This is a genomic window from Paenibacillus sp. MAHUQ-45 (genome assembly GCF_058133325.1).
Genome location: NZ_JBYUPV010000008.1, coordinates 164,103 through 190,107 on the forward strand (window position 1 = coordinate 164,103; position 26,005 = coordinate 190,107).

Genomic DNA, 26,005 nt, shown 5'->3' on the forward strand with positions numbered 1-26,005 from the left:
ACTTAACTCGCAATTATAATTCTACAACACCGCAATAAAAATGGAGGGATCCAAAGTTGACGAATATATCAGATATCCGATACGAGCCTTTCAGTCACACAGAATATAATGCTGTCAGAGAGTTGTTAAGCTATGACGCCGATGCCGGTGAAAACCTCCTCCGGGTGCTTGCTGAAGAACCAGAGCTGTTTATCACCGCGTTTATTGAGGATGAGCTGGTTGCGTTAGCCCAGGTGAATGAGCCTGTAGTTCAGTCTTATTTAACTGTATTTGTTGCTCCGCAGTTTCGCAGGCGGGGAATTGGTTTTGAAGTGGTGAAGTATGCGGAGAATAGATTGCGAGCGGGTGGCACCCAAAAGGTTAGAAGTTCCTTTCGTTCCGGTCACGAAGCATCTTATGCCTTTGCACGCAAGCTAGGCTATGATCCATACTTTGCATCGGCTTATATGCAGCGCACCGGTGATCCCTTCCCCCTAAACGAGCACTCTGTGAGACAGTATGTGGACAGTGACTATATGGACAGTCAGTCGCTGTATGCCAGAGCTTTTCATGAAATGCGCGTTCGTGTCGGACGATTTCCTGATTCGGTGATTGCCCAGCCTAGTGAACAGGAAAGAAGTGCATGGAAAGAGGATGCCGAGGATCGCTTTGTCTACATCATGAATGGGGAAATCGTCGCTTATAGCCATATTTGCGGTAATGAAATTAGCAGTGTCTCCGTCCGTACAGACTTACATCGACAAGGCATTGGCAGAAAGTTTGTGATGTATTTATGCAACGAGATCTATCGCCGTGGGCACACAGACATTACCCTTTGGTGTGTTGTCGGGAACGATGCTGAAAATCTGTATGACAGCCTTGGCTTCAAGCAAAAGTATACGATGGAATTTGTGCGGAAAACGTTGTGATTTTTACTGCATTCTCTAAAGTCATGAAATGGCTACTGGGAATGCTTTTTTTAAAAAATATAAGAATCTATATGTTTTGCGCTATAAATCATCCTTATATTTCTCGCTGAAACGGATACTGTCCCTTAAAGGACGGAAAAGCCGTTGCTACTTGCATGTTTTCGTGGAGGTAATTGACAAACTTATGGAATGTTACTATACTAATTATAGTTAGTGTGTAACTTTGTTGGTTACAAACATACATGAGAAGTAAGCGAACTGAGAAAACTGGAAACAATACTTATGGAGATAGACTTCGTACCGTACTTTTAGGAGGAATTGATATGACTGCTACCGCAATATTGCCTGGGGATACCGAAATTGGATTAGTACAGATCAGGGTCAGCAACCTGGAGCGTTCCCTGGCATTTTATCAGAATGTTGTCGGATTCAAGGTGCTGCGGCAGACAGCGCACGAAGCTGAACTGACGGCTGACGGGGAGACTGTGCTGGTTATTCTGCGCGAGATTGAGAATGCCAAAGTGCTGCGCCGTAATTCAGCGGCCGGACTGTACCACTTTGCTATTCTGGTGCCAGACCGTCCGAGCCTGGGCCTTGTTCTACGCAACCTGATTGCATCTGAAGTTCATGTGGGACAGGGAGATCATCTGGTCAGCGAGGCGCTGTATATCCAGGACCCGGACAACAACGGAATTGAGCTGTACCGGGATCGCCCCCGGGATACTTGGCAACGTGACCCGCAAGGGAACTATATCATGACCACTGATGCTGTTGATGTGGATGGCCTGCTGGCTGCTTCGGAAGGTCTGACCTGGAGTGGGCTTCCGTCAGGTACAGTAATTGGGCATGTACACTTTCACGTAGGAAATCTGAATGAGGCACGGAAATTCTATATTGATCTGTTGGGATTCGAACAGGTGGCGCACTATGGCGATGCAGCGCTGTTCATATCGGCCGGAGGCTATCACCACCATATCGGACTGAATATTTGGGCCGGAGAAGGTGCGCCAGCAGCGCCGGTAGATGTACCGAACATTGATTATTTCACCCTGTGGCTGCCTAGCGAAGAGGAGCGGGCCGCTGCCTTAGAACGCGTTCGTCAGGCAGGATATGCCGTGGAAGAGCAAGACGGCGTGCCAGCGATCAAGGACCCATGGAATATCGGGATCAAATTTATTGTGAAGCAATAAGAATGAGTAGTTTGAAAAAAAAGAGGCAGGACCGGCTAATTCCGGTTCTGCCTTTTTGCTGATCCTGTGTTTACTGTTGTCCTCCGGACAATTCAGCAATTCTCCGGTTGGCTTCCCCCTGATATATCCCGCCGTGGTAGCAGATCACCGTATCTATGGGATAATCGGCTAGCTTGGATAGGGAAGCCAAGGCTGTCGCCATGTCAGGGGTGGACGAGTTATCTGGTCCATAAAGCTCGCCCTCCCGGACGATCAGTGCATCTCCTGCAATAAGCGTCCGGCTGGCCTGATGGTAGAGGCAAAGATGTCCGGGACTGTGCCCTGGTGTATGAATGACAGTAATTCCACCCGCCAGTGGAAGCTGCTCACCATCTGCAAGAGTGTCGTCCACTTTCCCCTTCGGCGGATTCTTCAGCACGGATAGAAAAGCTTGCCGCCACTCCTCTGGCACATGAGGCGGGAGCATAGCTTCAGCGGCAGCGAGCGCCTCCGGCGTATGCTTGAGCAGCATTTTTTCACCCTCGATATGGGGCTTTTCCAAGGCGTGAGCCAGAACAGTTGGTGCATCTCCGAGGCTGGTCAGAATGGCGGGCAGACTTCCGATATGATCCAGGTCCTGATGGGTGATTAAGATGGTGCCAAGCTTGGACCAGGAAACACCAGCCTTGTCGAAGGCTGCTTGGAATCTCTCCAGCAAACCCGGGTATCCGGTGTCAATCAAAACCGCAGTTTTCTCGTCATGGAGCAGGACAGGGTAGAGTGTATCGCTTCCGCCCATAACCTGTGCCGTGATTTCCAGCATGTCTATTCCGTTGGCGATATGCATGGTATCCCTCCGTTTATGGATAAGAGTGCTGCCGTGTGGCTAATGCATATCATAGCATTTTGAATATTGATTTCAATATGTAAATATTTAATCATATCATAAATAAATATTTTTGTCAATGTAAATTAAAGGAGTACTCATTGCATAAATGGGAAGGATTTTTACACAGCCGAGGGGGAGTGTGAACATTTAAGGGGATTTGATCTTGTAAGGGGGAGGGGCTCCACTTCAAAACGGATCTGCTCCTACCGGCGATTTTGCCAGAAGTCAAGTTTACGCTATAATAATGGGATTACCTGGAGGAGATGATCAACTTGGAGACTTTACTTGCTGTACTGGTGCTGCTTGGGTTAATTGCAGTATCCAATATTGTGAACCGGTTTATACCGTTCGTACCTATTCCCCTGATACAAATTGGCCTCGGGGTACTTGTTGTATTGATCCCGCCGGGGATACATATGGAACTGGAACCTGAATTGTTCTTTGTATTATTCATTGCACCGCTACTGTTCAATGACGGGAGACGCACGCCGCGGGCTGAGCTGTGGAATCTGCGGGCGCCGATATTGATGCTTGCGCTAGGCCTGGTCTTTGCAACCGTCCTGGTAGCGGGCTATGCGATCAACTGGATGATCCCGAGCATTCCGCTGGCAGCGGCTTTTGCGCTGGCAGCCATTCTGTCGCCTACCGATGCGGTGGCGGTCAGTGCTATTGCCGGACGTGTTCACCTGCCGAAGAGCATTCACCGAGTGCTTGAAGGCGAGTCGCTGATGAACGATGCTTCTGGTCTGGTGGCGTTCAAATTTGCGATTGCGGCAGCGGTGACCGGTGTGTTTTCCCTGCGCCAAGCGACATTCAGCTTCATTCTGATTGCGGTTGGCGGGTTGATAGCGGGTGCCGTGCTGGCGTTCCTGCTTATTCGTCTGAGTGTGTTTATTCGTAAACTTGGTATGGAAGATGTAACCGTACATACGTTGCTACAAATTTTGACTCCTTTTATTATTTATCTCGTGAGTGAGGAATTGGGTCTGTCCGGCATCCTTGCGGTTGTTGCGGGCGGTATTATCCATGCGATTGAGAAAGACCGGGCGGTGTCGCCGCAATATAAGCTTCAGCTCGTGTCGGCCAGTACCTGGTCTGTCCTGCTGTTTATTCTGAACGGGATGGTATTCCTTATTCTCGGGGTGTCCATTCCAGATGTCATCAGCGTAGTCTACCGTGACAGCGCTGTGGATAACTGGATGGTCTTTGGTTATGTACTTGCCATTACTGTGCTGCTCATTGTTCTGCGGTTCCTATGGGTGTATGGGTTTACGTTATGGATGCATCGCGGGGAAAAGGCTGAAAAAAGATCTCTCAAAGAGGTGCTGATCACCTCGATTTCCGGAGTGCGCGGGGCGGTTACGCTGGCGGGTGCTTTCTCGATTCCGCTGGTGCTGGGTGATGGCTCGCCATTCCCCGAACGGAACCTGATGATCTTCCTGGCGGCAGGCTGCATTCTGATGTCGCTGCTGATCGCCAGCATCTTTTTGCCGGTTCTGGCGGGTAAAGGAGAAGAAGGCGCTGGTTCGGAAGAAGGATCGGAACAGGCTGCGAAGTCAGTGGTCATTGATGCCGGGATGGCGATGATGCGCAGCATGATGGATGGAGATTCCCGGGATTCGGCTCAGCCTGCTTTGAACGAATTCAGAGAGAAGATTCAGAAAATGAGCCTGCCGGGGCAGGGGGATGATCCTGCAGCGGAACGAATGCGCCAACTGGGCATGGAAGCGCGAATTGTCGGACTGCATGCCGAGCGCAAGGCATTGAATATCCTACTTGAGAAAGAGGAGGTTCCGGTGGCGGTAGCGGAGAAGATGACGGAGATGCTGGATTACACAGAAGCCTTCTTCGCCAAGCATCTGAACTCGCAGATTCGGATGTCCTTGTCTGAGGTAGGGCGGATGTTCTCTGGCATGTTTGCAGGGCAGCGTGGTCTGGAGGAAGGCTGGCAAGCTGCCGCCGCGCAGTATAAGGAAGCTTCCTGCAAGGCTAAGTCGGTCATGTCGCGGGCTGCCATTGCGGCAATCCGGGATCACATGAATGAAGAGAACCGTGAAGCCTCCCAGCATGTTATCGACAGATATGAACTACTGGTGGCAAGGCTCAATGGAGACGGCGGATGGACTCGGGATGGTATGATGGATGCCCGGAAGCTGGAGGTTAAGCTGAAAGCCATTCAGGAGCAGCGTGACAAGGTACAGCAGATGTACCAAGAGGGCGAGATTAACCGGAAGGTTGCAGGCAGGCTGCGTCATTTTGTAGACCATTTGGAAGCTTCGATCTGGGAAGATTAGATTGATGAAACTATAATCTTTATATAGAAATATCAAGAGCCGCCGGGACAACCCGCGCGGCTCTTGGTGTATATTGTCTGCCTTACAGTCCTTGCTTTCTCTTGCGGCGGAACATCTGGCCCAGCACTTCGCTCAGTACAAGACCTGTTGCAATGGCTCCCGAGAGCATCAAAACCTGTGTAGCAATTTGCACAGCATCAATGTAGTCTTTCTCCACGAATTTGCGCATCGCATCATAAGCCATGCCACCGGGCACCATCGTGATCACCCCTCCGACACTAAAGATAATGACAGGCATTTTGAAGGAGCGGGCAAAAATCTGGCTGACCACGCCGACCACCACGGTCGCGAAGAAGGTGGCAATCACCGTATCCCATTGTTTATCCAATAATAAGTACACGAGCCAGCCCACCATACCGGAAGTTCCGCATTGCAGCAGTGCACGCCGTGGCGCATTGAACAGAATGCAGAAGGTGGCGGCTGCAATAAAGCTGGTAATCAGTTGCAAAATCATGAGTCGCTAACCTCTTTCACAGGGTGATTATAGCAGTGACAGCACAAGCCCGATACCTGTCCCGATCGCAAACGCTGTTAAAAAGGCGTCAGCACCCTTGGACAGCCCGGAGACCAGATGGCCGGCCATGAGGTCGCGGACTGCATTCGTAATGAGCAGACCCGGGACTAGCGGCATGACAGAACCGATAATGATCTTGTCCATTTCGCGTCCCACACCATATTTGACCGAAAAGAAGGTGGATAGGCCGATCAGGAAGGCTGAGCCGAATTCTGCGAAGAATTTGACCTGGACGAGCCGGTGCAGGTAAATCACTGCCGCATAACCGAGGCCCGAGACGAACAGTGCGGGGAGTGCATCCCAGAGGCTGCCCTTGAACATTACTGTGAAGCTCGCACCTGTCAATGCTGCGGCGACGATCTGCATCCATATGGGATAGGCATGGGCAGCAGTGTCTACTTCCCCGAGTCTTCTCCGAGCTTCCTCTGCCGTTATTTGCCCTTCGCAGAGGCGGCGCGAGATGTCATTGACTTCCGATACCTTCTGCAAATCGGTGGTCCGTTCAGCAATGCGAAACAGCTTGGATGGTTCCGTCCAACTGGTCGCGAATACGATCACGGTTGGTGTCACATAACTGTGCGCATTCGGAAATCCCAGGGAATCGGCAATGCGCATCATCGTATCCTCGACACGGTAGGTTTCTGCGCCGCTTTGCAGCATGATTTTGCCCGCTAACAGACAAAGGTCGATAATTTCATGGGTGGAACTGTTGCTGATGGTGCCTGTACTTTCCAACTCTCTGTGATCCTCCCCTGGAATGATATATATCCGATTGTCGCCTCATCGCCCGAAAATATCAACCCTAATATAAAATTTTAAAATAACAGTACCTTTTTAGATAATTTAAAAGATACATATTTGTTGAATTGGCTGTATAACCAGTCCCGTCTATCGTGCAATGAATATAAATATATTGATTAGAAAGTGTAGCGCTTGTCTTATATTTTGAAAGGCACAAAGGAGGAGTGTAATCATGACTTTCGACATCGCAATGACTTTCTTTGTATTCACTATGACCATGCTAATTATTTTTTGGAGACCAGGCGGTATAAATGAAGCATGGCCAGCATCAATCGGAGCTGCGATTATATTGCTTACTGGAATCGTATCTGGCAATGAAGTTGTAGACATCATCGATAAGATTGGGGGAGCGTCTGTTACCATTATGGCGACTATTGTCATGGCTGTCATATTGGAAAGCTTTGGTTTTTTTAATTGGGCTGCTGCACGACTAGCGATCATGTCCAAAGGTTCAGGCTATCGCTTGTACTGGTATATTCAGCTCCTATGCTTTTTAATGACTCTTTTATTTAATAATGACGGAAGCATCTTGATTACAACTCCTATTTTAATATTATTACTAAAAAATCTATGGTTAAAACCCCACCAAATGATTCCTTATCTATTAAGTGGTGCTTTGATCGCAACAGCCTCCAGCGCTCCTATCGGAGTAAGTAATATTGTTAATTTAATCGCATTGAAAATTGTTCATATGAGTCTGTACATGCATACAGCAATGATGTTTGTACCTGCAACTATTGGTTTACTTTTTATGTCGTGCCTAATGTTTTTTGTATTGAAAAAAAAGTTACCGAAGGTATTGCCAGCTGCAACATATGATATAGAAGAGAGATTTTTCACTTACAACTTTCATCCATTGAAGAAGAGAATTTCTCTTGAAACCAAGAGAAAGCGGACAATATTCATGCTGAAAGTATTACTGTTTGTTTTTGTACTGCGTTGTCTCCTCTTTGTGGCATCTTACTTTACGATTCCGGTTGAATGGGTCGCGGTGTTTGGTTCAAGTATTTTACTCCTATGGAGATGGTACCATCTGGGCACGAATCCTGTCGATATACTAAAGAAAGTACCGTGGCACATCTTAGTTTTCGCTTTCTCTATGTACGTTATTATATACGGACTTCATAATGCCGGACTAACAACCATGCTTGTGAGAATTTGTACCCCCATTGTAGAACAAGGATTACTGCAGGCGAGCTTTATCATGGGCGGACTAGTTTCGATTCTATCTAATGTTTTTAATAACCATCCTGCTTTAATGATCGGAACCATTACCTTAACCGAAATGGGACTTGACCCTATCACATTAAAAACGATCTATCTTGCTAATATTATAGGAAGTGATATGGGTTCCTTGCTTTTCCCTATTGGAACACTTGCCTCTCTTATTTGGATGCATATCCTTAGACAAAAGAAGATTAAAATTAAATGGAGGGACTATTTACAAGTTTCCTTGATTGTAGTCCCATTAACAACTGTCGTAACTTTGTTTTTGTTATACTATTGGGTCCAACTGATTTTTGTTTAAAGGCTATAGTGAAGAGGGTATGATCACGGGCGCTGTAGCGTTCACTTGATGAAGAGCTTCAACCGTTCTTACAGCAGCATGAACGATTGAAACTGGACTTCTTCTCACCATCTATATATTGGTTGTTTATCGACTTTATTTTCTTGGGTAGTTCACTGTCTGAATATGGTCTAGCGGTGCAAATATACTTTCACCAGTTGGAGTGACAAGTTCAAACGTTGGAGCTTGGACTTTTTTTAATAATCCGGCCTTTTGAAAAGGAGCAGCCAGATCTATTACGATGGAACTCCCCTCCATTTTTTCTAGTTGCTGAATGAAGTTGGGCTCTGTCGATACAGCAGAAAGGTCTGAATTCAGCTTATCTTGTTTCAAGGAGTAAGGAACAAATTGTGGGGGATAGGGAACCAAATATTTAAGATGTTTCATATGAACGAGTATCGTATCAAAAATAGGAGAATAGAAGAGTAAATAATCTGCCAGAACTCTTTGAATATAACCGTGAAGTGCATGGGCTCCGGCAACATGAATTTCTGTAAAACTCCCCTGACTATTCTCCACAAGCGTTTGAAGAGAGATGGTTGTTTCTTGACTGGTAGGTAAGGATACGGGGATATCGTTCTGTTCTACGATAGCTTCTAGATTGTTTATTAAGGATTTAACGTGGGCAATCGGGATGTACAGAAATTTTACTCCACTGCTAATAACTATAACATCAGTTCCCGTATCTACCAATGTCCCTTCTAAAGGCTGGGCAACTCCTGCAACCACTGCGACAACTTGTTTGCCTAGTAGACTATTTAGCAAGTTCATATGACATCTCTCCTTAGTTTTGGGTACAGATAATGTAAATATATGTGCTCTATAGATTAAAGTTATGGTTGTTTTAACTACTTATTTAAATAATAGTTGAATAACTAGTCGCAACTTCAGTGCATCGAATACTATGTATTATCTCAACTGGAAGGGAGTCAAGTAGGATGAAACATGCAGATTTGCATATCGATCAGAAAGCTGGGGTTGGTCAGGGTTACTTTGTAGAAGAAGTTCCTTTTGGAATTGATGCTTTGGTACAGTTGAAGAACGAGGGCCAGAAAGTGCTTCAGCTTGTGATAACTCGCTATAATGCATCTTCCATTACGACTGATGTTGCACCGCATTCCGATTTTGCAATCGAGGTTGGTAATATTCAAACGATAGGGATTTTCGTTCCGGGCAGCGAGAGTGATAAGGAAAAAGGAAAGGGACGACTGATTATCATCCCTAATTTTAAGAATATCAATCTTGTATAACTCTTAGTTTAAAGAGTCCTAACGAAAGTATTGTACAAAAATGTCGCATCCCCTGCTATTTTTTTCAGGGGAGTGCGGTGTTTTTGTGTTTTTGGTAGACGATACACAGGTTCACTTGTAATGTCCGCCGATTTTACCCGCCCGGTCCTTAATCAGTCCGGAATCAGTGAAGGAAGCGGCCCGCCCGATAATCGTATCACCATACTTGTTCTTCAGGTTGTCGGTGGCCCGCTCCAGCTCCCGGTACCGGGGGCGGGACTCAAATAGGGTCAGCTGGTACTGGTTCTCATCGCTAAGCTCAGAGAGGCTGAGGTTCACCCGGCGCACGGGTTGGCCGTCCCAATGTCGCCGGAAGAGAGCGACGGCCGCTTCGTATACAAGACTTGTGGCATTGGTGGGATCACTCATTTTGCTTTGTCTGGAGAAGCCGGTCGGCGCTTCGAAGCTGGCACCTTGGCAGCCAACGGACACGACGGCGCCATTCACTGACAGGCGCCGGCAGCGTCTGCATACCAGCTCCGCCAGCTCCAGGAGCACGGTCTTGATATCTCCTAGCGTGTGATAATCGCGGGGCAGTGTCATCTGATGACCGACACTCTTGGGCGGAACCTCGTAGGTCGCCGGATGCACTGGGCTATCGTCAATCCCACTGGCGATCCGCCAGTACAGCTCTGCGTCAATATCGCAGTTCTTGTGGAACTTCTCGCGCATGCGCCATTTCAGCTCGGCCAGCGGCATTTGGGCGAGATGGCCGATCGTCGTGAGGCCCATGCTGTGAAAATGGGCTGACATGCGGCGGCCCACCATGAACAGGTTGCCGATAGGCTGCGGCCAGAGCAGCTCCGGGAGCTGCTGTCGTGCCAGGGTGAAGAGGCCGCCCTTGATCTTTTTGGCCCACAAATCGCAGGCCATCTTCGCCGTGACCTTGGAGTAGCTGATGCCGATCCGCGCATATACGCCGGTTTCTTTGGAGATTTGGTCCTGAATCGCGGCAGCGATCTGCTCTGGACTGCCGAACAGGGAAGTGCTGCCTGTAATATCTATAAACTGTTCATCGATGGAGTAGGGCTCCACAAGGTCGCTGAAGGTGCGCAGAATGCCGGTAATTTGGGCGGAGACATCAATGTAATGCTGCATGCGGGGCCGGACCACGATGAGTTCAGGGCATTTGGCCAGAGCTTCCTTCAGCGTCTCTGCGGTGCTTACACCCTGCTGCTTGGCCAGGGGGCAGGCAGCGAGAATAATACCGCTGCGTCTGGCCGGATCTCCGGCAACAGCGAGTGGTTTGCCGTTGTATTGGGGGTTGGAGGCCTTTTCCACCGAGGCATAGAAGCTTTGACAGTCTATTTATCAAGACTATTTTTAAAAAAATGGTTGATTATGTTGAACTTTATCATTGTAGATATATGTATGTAGATATTTGATTCTTTTTGAAAGAATTTTACAAAAACAAATGGCAAGTGTCAGCAGAAAATAAAGTATAGTCTGAAAAATAAAGTGTTAGACTCGGAAAATAAAGTTATAGACTAAGAAAATAAAGAATTAGACTGGTAACGCCCCATTACGCTAACGGGCAGTATAGTTGAAACTTGTTAAAGGAATAATTCATTCGCTTCGAGAATTCTACACTATTAGGTAGTAACTTTTGAGTCAGATCCTAAAACTTTTTCAAAGGAGATATGGGTTATGTTTTTTTCTGATGTATGTCTAATTACAGAGGAGGTAACAACTTTATCTAAGTTTTATGAAGTTATTTTACATGCAAAAGCCGAAGGGGATCATATCCATGCAATAATTCAATCGGAAGGTGCTGGATTGACGATACATTCGAAACAAGCTGCAGAATCAGATATGAAATTTGATTTTTCAAGATATTGGGGATCGGGTAATATTACACTGAGTTTTAATGTTGATGATATTGATGTGGGGTATGAGCGACTAAAAGCATTTGATGTTGAATTTGTAACTTGGTAGTCTAAGACTTTATTTTCTCGTCTAAGGCTGCCGCTGTCTTTTTTGTTGGAGCCAGTCTAATACTTATTTTATGGAATCTGTCGGTTTTTAAAATTGAAAAGCCGCTTGGAGCAGCAAATCTAGTCTAATACTTTATTTCGTATTATTAGGTCAACCAGAGATTTCTGGTTGGCCTTTTTTCTTAGGTGTCATATGATGGCGGTAGCCGAGAGAACGTATACTTTATTGGGGACAACCCCGTAGTGAAAACAGTTCTCTCACTGCCCCCAATGACCAGGTTTGAGCTGGTTGAGACTACGATCTCGTATCACAAGCGAAGCTATGGGTTTGGAACCATCGTGGGAGTGACGGCTACTTTAAAATTAGGGAGTGTGTTATGGAGCCAGTTATAGGATTAGATGTGGCTACAGGAAGCAGCGTAATACAGGCTTTTCTACGAAGGAACGAACCGTACGGAATATTGGAAGGTATTACGCACGTGGAGAGCGGCTTTACGGCCTCTAGAAATCGGATAACGAAGCGAGGTTCAAAAAGACTTCGAAGAGCTGTTTATTTAGCCGTACAATGCGGACTACGTGGTGGGGAGAAATAGCAGATTAAAGGATTATTATGATATGAAAAGAAAAGAGGGCAAGCCCTACAAGGTGGTTGTGATTGCTTGCGCCAACAAGCTTCTCCATCACATGTACGCCATCCTTAATAAAGACCAGCCCTACAACGTTTAGTTACCACAATTATCCATAATCCTTCACGCCAATGAAGGATTATTTGTTGTACTCAAAAACCAGTATATCAGCTTTTAAAATATTTTCCACACTGTAGCTTGACAACTATTAGCTGGTTTTCTTCTGACATTTAGACATATTTTAATGAAATTCTGTCAGTGTGCCTCCACTAATTTCCTGGTATAAACTGTATCCCAATGATCTTTTAATTTTTCATTAACACTATCATTCCACTGGTCCATATGTATAGCAAAAACGAACAAGTGTGTAACTCTACTCATAGCAACATAAAGTAAATTCTGATCAATGAACCTATAATCTTCAACGTTTGTAATACCATATCTATGAAATAGGATATTGGTTAATGGACCATCCTCAAAATTTACAACTAATGCAGATCGTAGCGTTTCACCTTTTACTGAATGTATAGTGTATATATCATCATTTACAACATCTACTTTCTCAACTACAGATTCAGAAGAAAGTAATTGTTCTACCACTTTAAACAAATTATTTCTAATCGTTATTTCCTTTTGTTCTTTAGACTGTAATATGTGGTTAATAACTTCAAGGAGCTTCCTCCTATTTTCCTCAAAATCCCCTTTTTTTAATAAATCAACGAATATTCCTTTTAGAATATGCATATCCTTATGATTTTTTAACCACATTTTTAGCTCATGGGTGTTTTTTTCAGTTTGTCCAAGCCTCTTTAATAGGAAATCAATTACTAATTTTTTCAATTCCGAATTAATAAATTTTGCTTTTTTAGATTTATTTTTAGAGTATATTTGCCCTTTTTTTATTAAAGGTGTCCACTTGGTCTGCAACACCAAAACCTTATCCTCATTACTTGAAGACTTAAACTCTTGATTTTGTTCCTCATATGAAGCGATCAATTGTCTGTATGCTCCGTAGATCTCCTCTTCAGATTCATAAAGTAAGATAAGAGGACGCAAGGAAACAGAGTGGTCAGGCACTTGAATATTAGCTTCGGGTAAAATTGTATTTAAGCATTGAGATATTTCTTTACCGAAGCGATTAGACAAATTCATTCGAAACGTATTCTGCTCTATTATCTCTGGCATTGAATCTTGTTCATACATAATTGTCTGATAAGGATCCCCAATTAATTGCAAAATACAACTTTCTGAATTGAATATCTGTTTTAGCAAGGAAGAACCTGAAGATTTTGTATCTTGGAACTCATCCACAAACACATATTTAAATCGTCTTCTTAGTATTTCTTGATAATAGTCAGTGGATAGAAACGCTTCGGCAAAAAGGAAAGTATCATCGTACTCCAAATAGCCTTGCGTTTTCCTAGCTATTTTAGCCTTTAGCATTCGATGCTTATTTTTCGAAAAACTTTTTTCCGTCCAACCACTTGTATTTTGAAGATCAAACTTCTTAGTTTCAATGTTGAAGAATAAATTACTATCCATTACTTTTTCAGCTATTTTTTCTATAGCCCCAGCGTCCATCCAACTCTCTGTTCTTTGCAAATATCTTTTATAAAATTCTTTATTACCAGAATGAGATTGATCAAAGAACAAAGAAGTGTGACCATGATTCATTCTAAAATAAGGGATCACACAAAAATGATTTAAAAATTCATGAATTGTCCCGATAAAATGAGGGTGTTTGATTTCCCCAAGACCCGCTTTGGACAAGGAAGTATTAATTTCATTCACTGCCACATTAGTGTAAGTAATGATGCATAAACTTTCCTTGCTTCCCGTTTTCTCCAAATACTTAAATAGTAAAATTATCTTAGCTACTAAAGAAGTGGTTTTCCCTGCTCCAGGGCCCGCTACGATCGTTTTAGTTTCGAAAAGTGAAATAAATCTTCTTTGGAGATCGTTGAATTTTCCTCCGTTTAATAATAACGACTCTACAAACTCATAATCTTGTTCTTCAAAGTTCACCTCATTCTCCTCCAGTGACATGTTTTATAGCATCTATTAAATGTTCAAGGTTAGGGTCCGAATTAATATTAGTCTTTATGTCATTTTTGTTATCCATTATATATTTAGAAAGTTGCTGTGATACAATAGACTTGGAAATCTTATTGTTATTAGATAAGAATGAATATACTTCGGTAGCTCTTGCTTCGCTAGATAGTTCATTCCAATCATCTAGTTTGCTCTCCTTGTTATCTTCCACAATATAATTGATATCCAGGATAATTTTTTCTATCTGATCACGTAGAAACCCTTTAGCAATAGAATGTTCTAAAGTCCATGGCTTAGAAAGAAATACTTTGGTTTCTTCCACTCCATGCGAATATCTATTATTAATCTCGGTTTCCCTAATTACCTGATACTCCTCAAAAAATGTTATGTGCTTTTGGAGAGGTTCAAGTCGTTCAAGATATTCTCTCATTTGTTTTCTAATTCTTTTTTTCTCTTCTTTCGGAAGTTTTCTAAACTCTGTTTTAGCATACGTTTCGATTACAGTGTTTACTACCGTTTCATTCATTTCAACGAAAATAGTCTTCTCCAAATCAGGCACTATATCTTTTCCCTTAAAAAATTCTGATAATAAATATTCATTCTGCTGTCTGGAAATTTTAAAATAACAAAGAGATTCCTTGTAATATTCCACCGGCTTTAAATCCAAATCCGTGATTATGGAAACGGGAAAGTTCATTTTTTTATTTTCATCTGTTCTTAAGAAAATGGACGAGTATCTTTTAAAGGCAAGGCTTCCCACGTTAACAATGGATACTCCATATTTATGTAAAGGACGATCTATGACCTCCGCCAAAACAGGTAAAAGAAGATTCTCAGCATCACCTTCGACAAATATGACCCCTCTCGCAAAGAAAAGATTAGCTTTCGTCGCATCTAGGAACCTCTCTAAAAATTCATAATCCTTCTCTTCCAACATAGTTTCACCTTTTCGCATTGAAAAAGCTTTATCATTATAAATAAATATAAGGTTCTGAAGATCCATGGAAGCCGCTAGGATAGGACTGTGCGAAGTGAAAATATATTGCATTCCCGTTTCTTGAGCACTATTTTCAAAATGCTTTATTACTCTAAGCTGTGCTTGAGGATGTATATGAGCCTCAATCTCTTCAATTAAAGCGAGTCTTGGTCCCACCTCTGTTTCGCTTAAGAGAAGAAGTTCCACTGCCATAAACAACAAATTGGAACTACCCAATCCCGTACCTATTTCTCCTAAATTCAATTCCAGTTTCCTCAGAATTTCAGCAAACTCCATACGTTTGTTCTTGATTAGTGGTTCTTTGGGATTGTTATCTTCAAAAAAATTGTTAAGAGTGGATTGTATCTTACTCAGGACTGGAAGAGATAACACCTCTTTCAATTCATCAAAAGCATCAGAGAACTTCTGAACGATTTGTTTCTTCCCTTCACTCTCACCAGAGAACGATTTCAAGCTTTTTACAACCTGAGCAATTCTCGAATATTTTCCTGGGCTCAATTCAGTTGAAGCATCTCTTAACGGCTTTAAATATGTTACATTTAGTAGTTGTCTTACAGTATCTTCCATTCCGCTCTCGAAATTCTGTGGCCCTGCTTTCACAGCCCTTTTAATTTTCTTATGCTGGTTCACATCCTCATAAATCTCTGCCTCCATAGTTACACGTAGTTCTGAATCGTTTGGAATTATAGTTAACCAATCATAAAAATATGCTTCTTCTTGCTTTGAGAGTTTTTTGAAGATGCATTCTACTCTTAGTGCATTGCTGTCAGAGTAAAAATCTTGTTCTGTAACCCAGAAGTTATCGTTACTATTAGTGTTTAGGGTCATTTTAATTGCATCAATTATGGATGTTTTTCCTGAATCATTTTCTCCAACTAAGACATTTAACCCCTCATTAAATTCAACTTCCATTCCTGGGCCACCATCTGCAGCTCGTCCAAATTTTCTCCAATTCCACACTTTAACGCTATGTAAGTACATCTAAAATTCTCCTTCGAAGGTTGGTAATTACATTATAACAAAATAAGTAAGAGAGGAAATGACAACCATATAATGCTCTACTTAAGAATATTTTGAGGTATAATTGTTTTAGACTTAACAAAAAAAGAGGGATACTATTGATTTCACAACGTTTTAGTTCGGTAATGTTAAAATCTTTGTTTTTCTTTAGCTTGTTTATTTTTATTTATGGCTGCTCTTTTTGGTATGGTACAGATTTTGTACAATCCATATTTGTTTTTTCTTCAAATCAAACTATCGAATTTTTAGTTTATGGAACCATGATGTCTTCTATCCTTGCTTTTATAATAACTATGATAGTACATATTTTTTGTATTTATTTTTGCAAATCTACGGACTTCACTAGTTGGTTTAGAGCTATTAATTTACTTATTTTATACTTAACAGGGCTAGGTACTGCTATCATTGCAATGAAAAATCTCCTCATTGAAGATGGAGCGGTTACAGGTAATGAAACCATTTTCAGTGAGCAATATAACTTGTTAGGGTTAATTTTTTTCATTGCTATATTTAACTATAATGTATATAATTCACTTTTCCTAGCCAAAGAAATTCCAGGATTCACCCTTTTTCTTGAAAATCTAAAACATCTAGTCCGAAAAATTCACACTAAAATCTTTATAAAAGATTAAATAGCTCTTGTTACCTTATAACACCCACTCAACCTATACTGACAAAAACCTAGCTAAAGAATATAAAAATAAGCCCATGTGAGGGCCCCCTTATAGTAGACATTGGAAAAACCCATATGGGAAATCTGTGATACTTAGGGGGGAGAAAAAGAGAGTAACCAAATAAATTATATACAGAGGAAGTAAGGAAGAAGGCCGTACGTTTGCATGAGGAGGATAAATGGACGTACAGGCAAATTACTGAGAAGTATGGAATACAAGATAAAGATAGATTCGTAAATACGTGTATAAGTTTAGGAAGCAAGGCGAGCCAGATGAAATATGTAGTATTGCAATTCAACATGAAGCCATTCATGAAGGTCAATGGTATGTGGCATTGAAACAAGCAGGAATAGATTTTCCTGAACAATGGCGTTGAGATTGGCACTTATGGTAGGTCATAGAATACATGATAAAATATGAAATAATAAGTTTCAAACTGCCACAAACAAAATCACTTGATGTTGACTTTGTCATACAAGAAATAGAGGGAATAATAAATACATATGGGTTAAACATAACGCAAAAAACAACCCGTTCAACGTTGAAAGGGTCTATACATTACCACCTTAAACAAGGGGAAGATGCAGGTGTTTTAGAGTTGACATACTGGGTATCTAAACACCGATTATGGACAGAGATACACGATAACAGGTTAGCTGACTGGAACAAAGACATGATTGTTCCATTTACACAAGCATTAGCAGATTGCTTTTGTGGCGAATCAATAAATGCAAATAAATGGGAACCTTTTTCCTTGAAACCATTCCATTGTTAGGGATGGTTTTTCTCTATACACTAATGTAAACATTGTGGTCAAAACGCAATTTGTGGCCAATGCTTGAATATGGTGTTATCTGATGGATACACCATCTAGGAAACACAAACATTTCTTATACTTAATTCTTAAATACCGAGTATTCCTTATTGGACTTAATAAAACTTAATATCTTTTCGGCACATTCTATTGGACTCATCTCTTCAGTATTTACTTCGAGGTTTTTTGTTTTCAATATCACGATTGCGTGGAAGTTTATGAGCTACATATTGACCAGCAAAAGCTGCACCAAATGCACCGGATATAGTTAATAAAGGGGTAAGGTCACTCAGGGGGGAATACTCCTAAAACATAGTTTATTTGTAACTCTCTGCGGGATATTATTATATCACATTATTTTTTAGTAGTTACACTTGTCAAAAGAAATTAATACTCTACTTTACAGTAATCCTGCTCGTTAATTTAATGAAACGTCCAGAGTCGGGACTTAAAGAACGAATTCCATAAATTACACTTGAATAGAGAATGTATGTTCGGTATATAATATGTATACAGAATGTGTGTTCGCATTATATAATCGTAATAACTAATTACCATTACTAAAAGCTGGTGATAAGTATGTCTAAAGTTATTTTTTTGGTGGATGGGCAATCATTTTATGCCTCCATCGAAAAAGCAGCTCATCCAGAATATCAAAACAAACCTGTAGCTGTTGGGGATCCTGCACGTAAATCGGGGATTATTTTAGCGGCCTGTCCTATGGCCAAGGCCAAGGGAGTAACAACAGCTCAGCGAGTTGGAGAAGCCTTAGTACTCTGCCCTGATTTGATAGTCATACGCCCCAGAATGCAGCGGTATATCACGATATCCGTATTAATTACAAAGATTTTTGAATCAATAACCGATCAAGTTGAGCCCTACAGCATTGATGAACAATTTCTAGACGTAACAGGTTCTACTGCTCTTTTTGGATCCGAAGATGAAATTGCTCATTTAATACAGTCGCGAGTGAAATTATCTACTGGCGTATGGTCTAGGGTAGGGATTGGCCCTACAAAAATTCTAGCGAAAATGGCAACCGATAATTTTGCGAAAAAAAGAAATGACGGTGTGTTTAAGCTGGGATTCGAGAATATGGAGAGGGATTTATGGCCGTTACCCGTCCACCAAATGTTTATGGTTGGCTCTCGCATGACAATGCATTTTCTCCGGATGGGTCTGCCAACCATAGGTGACGTTGCTCGTTTAGAGTTAGGAGAATTTAAGCAACGAATGCGCAGAGAGTTTCGAAAGCAATCGGATATTCAGTCGGAGTACTACTGGCAGATTGCAAACGGAAAGGACTCCAGTCCCGTAGTCTCCTCCATTCGAGGCGCTCTCAAATCCATAAGTCATGGGAAAGCCTTAAGAAGCAGCTTATATGGGCGTTTGGAGGATATTGAAGTTGTCTTACTTGAATTAGTTGTGGAGGTTTGCCGGCGGGCGCGCAGGCATGGTTATCAAGGCAGGGTTGTGTCTGTAGGCGCTGTAGAAACAGATGGAGAAAGGGCTTCGTCGTTTGGTCGTCAGATGACTTTGCACCAACCCACATCCCTCACGCATGAAGTAGCCCAGGCAGCACAAAAACTTTTTATTGATCACTGGAAAGGGTTGCCGATTAGCCATCTACATATTTCGTTAACGCAACTCTCGGACGACAGTGTTTATCAATTGACCCTGTTTGAAGACAGGAACGCTGCTTATGCGATTGAGCGGGCCACTGACCATATTAAGGATCGATACGGCAGTGATGCCATTATGCGCGCCTCTTCATTGCTGGAAGCCGGTGTGGCGCGAGAACGAGCAGGCCAAATTGGGGGGCATTTCAAATGAGCAAACTTGACGGAAACGAGAGATGGAAATCAAAAATGCTTTTAACCGAACATCAGGAACAATATGAGAACCGGAATAAAAATCTGCAGACCGGGAGAATAACGACGGAAGAACTGACTATGATTCGGGATGCTATTATGTTCCCTTACATGCTGACCATGTGTGACAAGAGTTTACAGGACCTTCGGAACTCAACACATTTGTTTAAGCAACTTTTCGAACAGGTCATTCAAATCATAATGAATTACATCACGAAGGATTTGTCCAAGATCAATCGAGAATTAAGACAACGAAATATAAAAATTTTTAGCGATGAAACCCATGACGGGATTATTTATCATCGTTATGTTTGTCGTGGTTATGAAGATCAGTTTGGTATTGTCAGAGAAGTACTGCGGTCGGAGATCAGTGTCCACTTTACAAAATGCGCAGCTCGTATTCTCTCCCATTTAAAAATAGAGCAGTCTATTTAATTGATCAAATTGCATTTATCCGCTTAGGAGTTGGCACAAATATTACTAAGCGTATTCCAATTATAAAAAAACAGAACAAATGCTCTCAGAAACTATTGAAATGTGGACAAGCAAATGCTTATAATGGATATAGTTAGCACTCAAGGGATATAAGTGCTAATAAAAATGGCGAAAGGAGGAGTAATATGAGAAATTAACTTAATTAGGATCTATCATATCAAAGCCGCTCAAGCCTTCAACCAAATCCCGAAAATAGAAGGTTTGAGTTGTGATCGTGGGGATCACAACTCAAGATATATGTATAGCTCCAAAACTATAATATATAAGATACGTCGTCAGAGATGTATATCCTTCTACTTTTCAAAAAATAATAAAAGAAGGATGATTCTATGAACTCTCATTTACAATTAAACATATCATCGCTACTAGACGAAATTGCATCCCAATTAGACCTATCCCCTTCCAAATACAAACAAGCTGTTGACCGATATACGGCTGTATGCAGTTGGATTGAGGAAGGCCAAACCGATGGCGTCGGCGAGCTCCACTTTTATCCTCAGGGATCCTTCAGATTTGGAACAGTAATCCGACCTATCCGCGGTGGAAAGGATTCGGAATACGATATTGATTTGGTGTGTGAAGCCCAGATCCCTAAATCAGACACTACACCTCAAGCAATTAAACAGGCAATTGGACAACGATTAAAAGAAAATGAAAAGTATCGCAAAATGCTCGATGAAGAAGGAAGACGATGCTGGACTTTACTTTACGCAGAAGATGACGGAGTGGGATTCCATTTAGATGTTCTACCCGCCGTACCTGAAGAGTTCTTAGCAACCAATCTTCCTGTCCATCCAAATTATCAACAAACGGCGATTGCGATTACCCACAAAAATGAGGATCGAACATATAAATGGTGTTCGAGTAATCCTAACGGATATGCTCAGTGGTTCAGTGAAAAAAATAAAACTGCGTTCGAGCAAGTGAAGTCAGTCCAACAACGTAGTATCTTCGAAAAGAATCAGGACATATATGCACGTATTGAAGATGTTCCCGATGCCCTCATAAAGACCCCCTTGCAACGAGCTATTCAAATCCTGAAACGGCATCGTGATGTTCGTTTTATCAACCACAAATTTTCTTTTGATAAGCCCATCTCCATGATTATTACCACACTTGCTGCTCAACTGTACAACGGCGAAGGCAATGTCTATGCTGCACTCTCTAATATTGTAGACCAATTAGATGCACTTGGTGGATTGTTGCAGCCTGGCTATAAACAAAACGCCGCTATTCTAGAACAAGACTTGATACGAAGAAATGATGACGGAACCTGGTCAATCTTAAATCCTGTGAATCCAGAAGAGAACTTTGCAGATCGTTGGCATGAAAATGATCACCGTAAAGCAAAAACCTTCTTTCAGTGGACTCAATGGGTCAAGAAAGATCTCATCCAAATCACAGAAACAAATGATATTGGGAAAGTCGTCAAATCTTTCGAATCAACGCTTGGCCAAATCTCTAATACAGCTGCCAAGTCTTTAGGTTTTGCCACGACACCTGCATCTATTGTTGTTCCAACAGTCCAATTGAATAATCCCACTCGACCATGGGGCTCTTTATAATGGACAGCACTCTTATATGGGAACACTTTTACGAGCTGTCTGATGCTTTTCCGGATCTTATACTTATCCCTGAAGAAAATAAGTACTTTGTTCGAGGAAACATACATTTTCGCGCCCAGTACTCGACTCATGAATCCATAGAAGATGCATTTCTTATCGAAATTGAGATACCCAATTCTTATCCATCCGTTCCTCCCGTTGCAAGAGATCTGGGGGAACGGATTCCCCCATCATTTCACTCGTTCGAAGACAGAAGTTTTTGTCTCGGAGCACCACTTGCAGTGAAGATGACATTTGCAAACAATCCCACTTTATTGGGGTTTGTTCACTCACTCCTAATCCCATATTTATATTCCTATTCTTTTCAAGCAACTCATCAGGGAACGATGCCGTACGGTGAACTTTCGCATGGTGGAAGTGGTCTAATGAATTACTATATGAGGTTATTTGAAACCAGACAACCAGTAGCCATCTTGAATTTTTTAGTTATCTTGGCTTTTCGAAGATATCGTGGACATGCACCATGCCCATGTGGAAGCAGTAATAAATTAAGAAGCTGCCATGGTCCTTCTCTCTTAGAGCTTCAAAAGTATCAAACTCCAGAAGAATTTCAGTCTGATCTAATCGCTTGTCATTTATATTACAAAAATTATATTAAGGAGCGAAAAACGAATGTCTGAAACCGCAGTTCCTCCGCATATTTGTAAAATGCTTTGGGGAAAAGCAGCAGGTCGTTGCCAGTATAGAGGATGCAATGTACAGCTTCATATCGACCCTACAACAAAAAAACTCATGAATCGATCTTACGTTGCTCATATCATTGCCGATAGTCCGAATGGACCGAGAGGAGATGAAGAGCTTTCTCCGAAATTAGCAAAAGCAATGGAGAACGTAATGTTGCTCTGCGACGCCCATCATCGCTTGATTGACGTAACAGACGTCGCTGGCCACCCAGCATCGCTACTTCAAGAAATGAAGAAAGAACATGAGGAACGTATTGAATTGGCCACAAATGTACAATCAGAAAGGCAGAGTCTTGTGGTTCTGTACGGTTCAAATATCGGAGAGCATAGTTACCCTATCTCCTATGAGCAAGTAGTTCCGGCGCTTCTGCCTCATCGGTATCCAGCAGAATCAAGAGCGGTTGAATTAAGTTGGAAGAACAGTTCGTTCTATGATCATGAAGAAAAGTTTTGGGAAATGGAACAAGAGAATCTCAAGCGGCAAGTAAAATCGAAGCTCATACCTGATCTCACTTCCGGCCAATACAAACACGCCTCCCTTTTTGCCCTTGCTCCTCAGCCATTATTAACCTTCTTAGGGACGATGTTATCGGATATATTCCCGACGGATGTTTACCAACTCCAAAGAGAGCCAGAACAAAAGTGGGGATGGGTGGCTGATGAAACTCCACTTGAGTTCATTGTTTATCCACCGCAAAAAATATACCCAACCATCGCGTTAGCCTTGTCTTTGAGTGCTACTATCGATCCCTCCAGAATCACTGAAATTCTGGGGGAGGAAACATCCATTTGGACTGTAACAATGGCTACCCCAAACAATGACTTCATAAAAACAAAAGAACAGCTTATGTTATTCCGGCAAACGCTAAGAGGGCTATTTGATCAGATTAAACTCACTCATGGGCAGGATAATTGCATCCACGTCTTTCCGGTAACAGCTGCGTCTACTGCAATAGAACTTGGAAGAGTTTGGATGCCAAAAGCCGATTTACCACTTGTGTTATACGACCAAAGCAAAAAAACAAATAAATTCATTAAAGCGATTGAAATAAAAAAAGAAGTTGAGTTGATATCTTAGGAATCAATAAATTTTTTCCTAGTAATAAAGAACAAATGCTGCTCTTATCGGGGAAGCATTTGTTCTTTAAGATCAATGGCTAGCGTTTTGGAACCACTCATCCCTTTTAGGTATCTTAGTGCTCCTTGCGCAGACCAGTCCACAGAGAGTTTTTGGATATACTTAGGGATGGCTGCAAGATCGACGTGTTTTTTTCCTTCTTTCATACATTTAAGTAGCACATCATGGCCGGCCAATGAAAGTGCATCAAGACAAACGATATGCGTCAGTCGGTATTCCTTATAATTAGACCATTCTTCAGAAAATTTCTTCTGAATTGCCTCGTAATATGTCAACGCAATAATGAGTTTTTCTTCTTTTGACAGACTGGAGACTCGATAATCTGCAGTTAACAAATGAAGAGTTCGATACAGATTCTGCAGCGTCACGTGTCGACCTTTGCTTCGTTTCCCAATAATCGTCCCAATGCTGTAAAAGGGGCTTTCTTTTCGTACCATCAGTTCCGTTGAAATCCAGCTGATATCGTCAGAATCCCGTCGAAGAAACTTACTAAGGGATGGCCCAATACCCTTTGCCTTTGTATTGATCGTATCGAAAAGCTTTATTTCTTCATCTTCATCCAAAGAGTGAAATGCGAGAAAAGGTACATTCAGATCCGATTGGGTTTCTCCAATATACTTCTGGATTCCACCCATCCGATGCTGACCATCCATCAATGAAGCCTTCCCTTTACATAGAAGCCGCCCAAAGGTTGGACGCTGGCCATCATAGGGGGAAAACTCCCACTGAGAAGCTGCATTAAGTAAAATCGGCGTAAATAAAGCATCTTGTCCTTTGGACAAATACATTGCAAAGTCATCGCATCTTTTGGAATCCACCGGGCGTTGATAGCCTTTTCCGGATGGTAAATCAAAAGGCTTGACATAGGTTAACTGCACGCCAATCGAAGCCGGAAAGTAACTTTGATAAGCGATTCTGCCGCGCATTTTGCATTGGAGTACATTTTCTATTACAACTTGATTTGGTAGCATGTTCATGGTGTATAAATCTCCTCGAGAAATAGTCATGTATATATAAATATAGATTTTTTAAAGACTATTTTCAAATGGAAATATATATGTTTTGAGTATATTCAACTTTGGTGTTTATTCTCCTACTCTTTTAAAGAGGTGATAAACACTTGCCTAAATTAGCCGGTTATGTAGGTTCCAACGTAAAAGCGCTTAGAAAAAAACGGGGTTTATCTCAGGAGCAACTTGGGGAACGAGTGCAGCAGCCTCAGTCCTATATTGGTGGGATTGAACGCGGAGAAAAGAACATTTCTTTAGAAACACTTCAAAAGTTATGTTCTGCACTGGGGGTTAGGCCCAGTGAAATAATTGAAGCTCCAGTTCGAACGGAGCAAAACGAAAAAGATAGATTAATTGAATTGATTAGTGGTTCTCTTCAGAAGCGATCGACCAATGAGGTCAGAGCATTGCATAAGTTGATTGGGGATTTGATTAAGATGCTTGATTTGGACTTGAAATAAAAAAGCAGCCTATTGTGGCTGCTTTTTTGTTTGCAAAATCCGACAAGCATTTACAGCAGCGGGCGGAAATGAAAATTAAAGTAATTGACCAACAGGGCTGGTTTAAACAACGAATCGTGTGTGCAGAGCACTCTTCTATTGGAAAAAAGGTATCTGTTATATTTTGAAGAAAACTATGTAATGACATCATTTTGGGAATAGACGGACAAGCTTAGTGCAGCTCCGCCGTTGCCATCGTGTTGAAGCGATGTATCTGAAATGACAACCTGAAGTGAGCTACAGCTTATTCTTCAGCTGGCCGTCGGCGACCATACCAATCGCTGCTCGGCGGGAGGTATTCGGAAGCAGACTCAGAACCAGGTGTCGTCATCGGTATGATTGCAGCAAGTGATTTAATTCAAAAGCACAAGGCGGCATATAGATCCGGCGTGTCCGTCTAAAACTTTATATTCCGAGTCTAGCACTATATTTTTTAGTGTATAACTTTATGTGCTTCTGACATCAACCAATTGCCGTCTAACGTGGGTACTCCCTCTTGTAAGGGGTTTATTCTTTGTAGAGAAGCGGAAGGTGTTCAGAAGGCACATAGAAGGTCTTAGAAGGGTCCTGGGATTGATCATGGGTGGAGATGTTCAGAACCTCTGGTGACCGCTCATCCCTTCTAGGAACCTCTTCATTTAGAACAAAGACCTAAAGAATCTATTTCTTTGAGTTATGACATTTGTATTTATATTTCGTTATAGACTAATCCAAAATGAATTTTTAGCTGCTCTTTGAGTTGCTTATTTTCTTTTTCCAGTAGGGTGATACGATTACGTAGCGATACGATAATTACATCTTTTGAAGCTTCACTGGTGCTTCGTTTTACTTGCTTTGGAGACGAAAGACCCAATTGTTGCTTGCGGAGGATTTCAATGCGTTCTCTGATCTGAGCATCCTTATAGAGAAACGCTTTTGATACATCAGCCTCCTCTGAAACTGTGTTAAAGTTAATCTTCATTTGCTTTTTTATCATTAGTTTCAAAGCTGAATCCACTTTTTTTATGGTTGTCTCTTTTTTGAATTTAGCATGGGATAGAAGTCCTTTGTAATTTGGATGAGGATTAGACATCGT

22 protein-coding genes and 2 pseudogenes are annotated in these 26,005 nt (G+C 42.2%); 14 read left to right on the forward strand and 10 right to left on the reverse strand.

Annotated features, from left to right (window positions below; genetic code table 11):
- The first annotated feature begins 56 nt into the window (after positions 1–56).
- Both AC3Y23_RS18380 and AC3Y23_RS18385 read left to right on the forward strand, forming a co-directional pair.
- Positions 57–908 (forward strand): GNAT family N-acetyltransferase, encoded by an 852-nt coding sequence (locus tag AC3Y23_RS18380; RefSeq protein WP_379201578.1) that lies wholly within the window; start codon positions 57–59, stop codon positions 906–908.
- Between the two features lie 323 nt (positions 909–1,231).
- Positions 1,232–2,098: a VOC family protein gene (locus AC3Y23_RS18385; RefSeq protein WP_379201580.1), complete on the forward strand. Its 867-nt coding sequence runs from the start codon at positions 1,232–1,234 to the stop codon at positions 2,096–2,098.
- A 70-nt stretch (positions 2,099–2,168) separates the two neighbouring features.
- Here AC3Y23_RS18385 and AC3Y23_RS18390 read toward each other — a convergent pair whose 3' ends face one another.
- A complete protein-coding gene (locus tag AC3Y23_RS18390; protein ID WP_379201582.1) occupies positions 2,169–2,924 on the reverse strand; it encodes an MBL fold metallo-hydrolase in 756 nt (251 codons plus the stop codon).
- 314 nt (positions 2,925–3,238) lie between these two features.
- On the opposite strand from AC3Y23_RS18390, the gene AC3Y23_RS18395 reads away from it, so the two are divergent.
- Positions 3,239–5,260: a Na+/H+ antiporter gene (locus AC3Y23_RS18395; RefSeq protein WP_379201584.1), complete on the forward strand. Its 2,022-nt coding sequence runs from the start codon at positions 3,239–3,241 to the stop codon at positions 5,258–5,260.
- An 82-nt stretch (positions 5,261–5,342) separates the two neighbouring features.
- Here AC3Y23_RS18395 and AC3Y23_RS18400 read toward each other — a convergent pair whose 3' ends face one another.
- Entirely contained in the window at positions 5,343–5,774 is a 432-nt protein-coding gene (locus AC3Y23_RS18400) for a threonine/serine exporter family protein (protein ID WP_175374499.1), read from the reverse strand.
- Positions 5,775–5,801: 27 nt separating this feature from the next.
- On the reverse strand, positions 5,802–6,569 hold the full coding sequence (locus AC3Y23_RS18405; RefSeq protein ID WP_379201587.1) for a threonine/serine exporter family protein: 768 nt from the start codon (positions 6,567–6,569) through the stop codon (positions 5,802–5,804).
- A 238-nt stretch (positions 6,570–6,807) separates the two neighbouring features.
- Here AC3Y23_RS18405 and AC3Y23_RS18410 point away from each other — a divergent pair, with 238 nt between their 5' ends.
- Positions 6,808–8,163 (forward strand): arsenic transporter, encoded by a 1,356-nt coding sequence (locus AC3Y23_RS18410; RefSeq protein WP_379201589.1) that lies wholly within the window; start codon positions 6,808–6,810, stop codon positions 8,161–8,163.
- Between the two features lie 135 nt (positions 8,164–8,298).
- Here the strand turns inward: AC3Y23_RS18410 and AC3Y23_RS18415 are convergent, their stop codons facing one another.
- Positions 8,299–8,973: a hypothetical protein gene (locus tag AC3Y23_RS18415; protein WP_379201591.1), complete on the reverse strand. Its 675-nt coding sequence runs from the start codon at positions 8,971–8,973 to the stop codon at positions 8,299–8,301.
- 167 nt (positions 8,974–9,140) lie between these two features.
- On the opposite strand from AC3Y23_RS18415, the gene AC3Y23_RS18420 reads away from it, so the two are divergent.
- The gene (locus AC3Y23_RS18420) at positions 9,141–9,452 is read left to right on the forward strand and encodes a hypothetical protein (protein ID WP_379201593.1); all 312 of its coding nucleotides are present in this window, start codon (positions 9,141–9,143) and stop codon (positions 9,450–9,452) included.
- A 111-nt stretch (positions 9,453–9,563) separates the two neighbouring features.
- Here AC3Y23_RS18420 and AC3Y23_RS18425 read toward each other — a convergent pair whose 3' ends face one another.
- The gene (locus AC3Y23_RS18425) at positions 9,564–10,799 is read right to left on the reverse strand and encodes a DNA polymerase IV (protein WP_379201889.1); all 1,236 of its coding nucleotides are present in this window, start codon (positions 10,797–10,799) and stop codon (positions 9,564–9,566) included.
- Positions 10,800–11,138: 339 nt separating this feature from the next.
- On the opposite strand from AC3Y23_RS18425, the gene AC3Y23_RS18430 reads away from it, so the two are divergent.
- Together AC3Y23_RS18430 and AC3Y23_RS18435 are read left to right on the forward strand one after the other, a co-directional pair.
- Positions 11,139–11,426, forward strand: a complete 288-nt coding sequence (locus tag AC3Y23_RS18430) for a VOC family protein (protein ID WP_379201595.1) — start codon at positions 11,139–11,141, stop codon at positions 11,424–11,426.
- A 475-nt stretch (positions 11,427–11,901) separates the two neighbouring features.
- Positions 11,902–12,151 (forward strand): annotated as a pseudogene (locus tag AC3Y23_RS18435) (transposase); the annotation flags it as partial.
- A gap of 155 nt (positions 12,152–12,306) precedes the next feature.
- On the opposite strand, the gene AC3Y23_RS18440 reads toward AC3Y23_RS18435, so the two are convergent.
- On the reverse strand, positions 12,307–14,076 hold the full coding sequence (locus AC3Y23_RS18440) for a UvrD-helicase domain-containing protein (protein WP_379201597.1): 1,770 nt from the start codon (positions 14,074–14,076) through the stop codon (positions 12,307–12,309).
- A gap of 1 nt (position 14,077) precedes the next feature.
- Entirely contained in the window at positions 14,078–16,081 is a 2,004-nt protein-coding gene (locus AC3Y23_RS18445) for an ATP-dependent nuclease (protein WP_379201599.1), read from the reverse strand.
- Positions 16,082–16,218: 137 nt separating this feature from the next.
- Here AC3Y23_RS18445 and AC3Y23_RS18450 point away from each other — a divergent pair, with 137 nt between their 5' ends.
- Together AC3Y23_RS18450 and AC3Y23_RS18455 are read left to right on the forward strand one after the other, a co-directional pair.
- Positions 16,219–16,752 (forward strand): hypothetical protein, encoded by a 534-nt coding sequence (locus AC3Y23_RS18450; protein ID WP_379201601.1) that lies wholly within the window; start codon positions 16,219–16,221, stop codon positions 16,750–16,752.
- A 448-nt stretch (positions 16,753–17,200) separates the two neighbouring features.
- Positions 17,201–17,569: a hypothetical protein gene (locus tag AC3Y23_RS18455; RefSeq protein WP_379201603.1), complete on the forward strand. Its 369-nt coding sequence runs from the start codon at positions 17,201–17,203 to the stop codon at positions 17,567–17,569.
- Positions 17,570–17,664: 95 nt separating this feature from the next.
- On the opposite strand, the pseudogene AC3Y23_RS18460 reads toward AC3Y23_RS18455, so the two are convergent.
- Positions 17,665–17,792, reverse strand: a pseudogene (locus tag AC3Y23_RS18460) (chloramphenicol phosphotransferase CPT family protein); the annotation flags it as partial.
- Between the two features lie 395 nt (positions 17,793–18,187).
- Here AC3Y23_RS18460 and AC3Y23_RS18465 point away from each other — a divergent pair.
- The 4 genes from AC3Y23_RS18465 to AC3Y23_RS18480 all read left to right on the forward strand — a co-directional run bounded on the left by AC3Y23_RS18465 (position 18,188) and on the right by AC3Y23_RS18480 (position 23,360).
- On the forward strand, positions 18,188–19,441 hold the full coding sequence (locus tag AC3Y23_RS18465; protein WP_379201605.1) for a DNA polymerase IV: 1,254 nt from the start codon (positions 18,188–18,190) through the stop codon (positions 19,439–19,441).
- Complete coding sequence (locus tag AC3Y23_RS18470) at positions 19,438–19,914, forward strand: YhjD family protein (RefSeq protein WP_379201607.1); 477 nt, start codon at positions 19,438–19,440, stop codon at positions 19,912–19,914. Before AC3Y23_RS18465 ends, AC3Y23_RS18470 begins: the two co-directional genes overlap by 4 nt.
- Before the next feature lie 389 nt (positions 19,915–20,303).
- On the forward strand, positions 20,304–21,539 hold the full coding sequence (locus AC3Y23_RS18475) for a nucleotidyltransferase domain-containing protein (protein WP_379201609.1): 1,236 nt from the start codon (positions 20,304–20,306) through the stop codon (positions 21,537–21,539).
- 672 nt (positions 21,540–22,211) lie between these two features.
- Positions 22,212–23,360 carry an SAVED domain-containing protein gene (locus AC3Y23_RS18480; protein ID WP_379201611.1) on the forward strand — a complete coding sequence of 383 codons (1,149 nt, stop codon included), beginning with the start codon at positions 22,212–22,214 and terminating at the stop codon, positions 23,358–23,360.
- Positions 23,361–23,404: 44 nt separating this feature from the next.
- On the opposite strand, the gene AC3Y23_RS18485 is transcribed toward AC3Y23_RS18480, so the two are convergent.
- The gene (locus AC3Y23_RS18485) at positions 23,405–24,397 is read right to left on the reverse strand and encodes a DGQHR domain-containing protein (RefSeq protein ID WP_379201613.1); all 993 of its coding nucleotides are present in this window, start codon (positions 24,395–24,397) and stop codon (positions 23,405–23,407) included.
- Positions 24,398–24,540: 143 nt separating this feature from the next.
- On the opposite strand from AC3Y23_RS18485, the gene AC3Y23_RS18490 reads away from it, so the two are divergent.
- Entirely contained in the window at positions 24,541–24,891 is a 351-nt protein-coding gene (locus tag AC3Y23_RS18490) for a helix-turn-helix domain-containing protein (RefSeq protein ID WP_379201615.1), read from the forward strand.
- 727 nt (positions 24,892–25,618) lie between these two features.
- Here the strand turns inward: AC3Y23_RS18490 and AC3Y23_RS18495 are convergent.
- Complete coding sequence (locus AC3Y23_RS18495; protein ID WP_379201617.1) at positions 25,619–26,002, reverse strand: DUF6262 family protein; 384 nt, start codon at positions 26,000–26,002, stop codon at positions 25,619–25,621.
- Between the last annotated feature and the right edge of the window lie 3 nt (positions 26,003–26,005).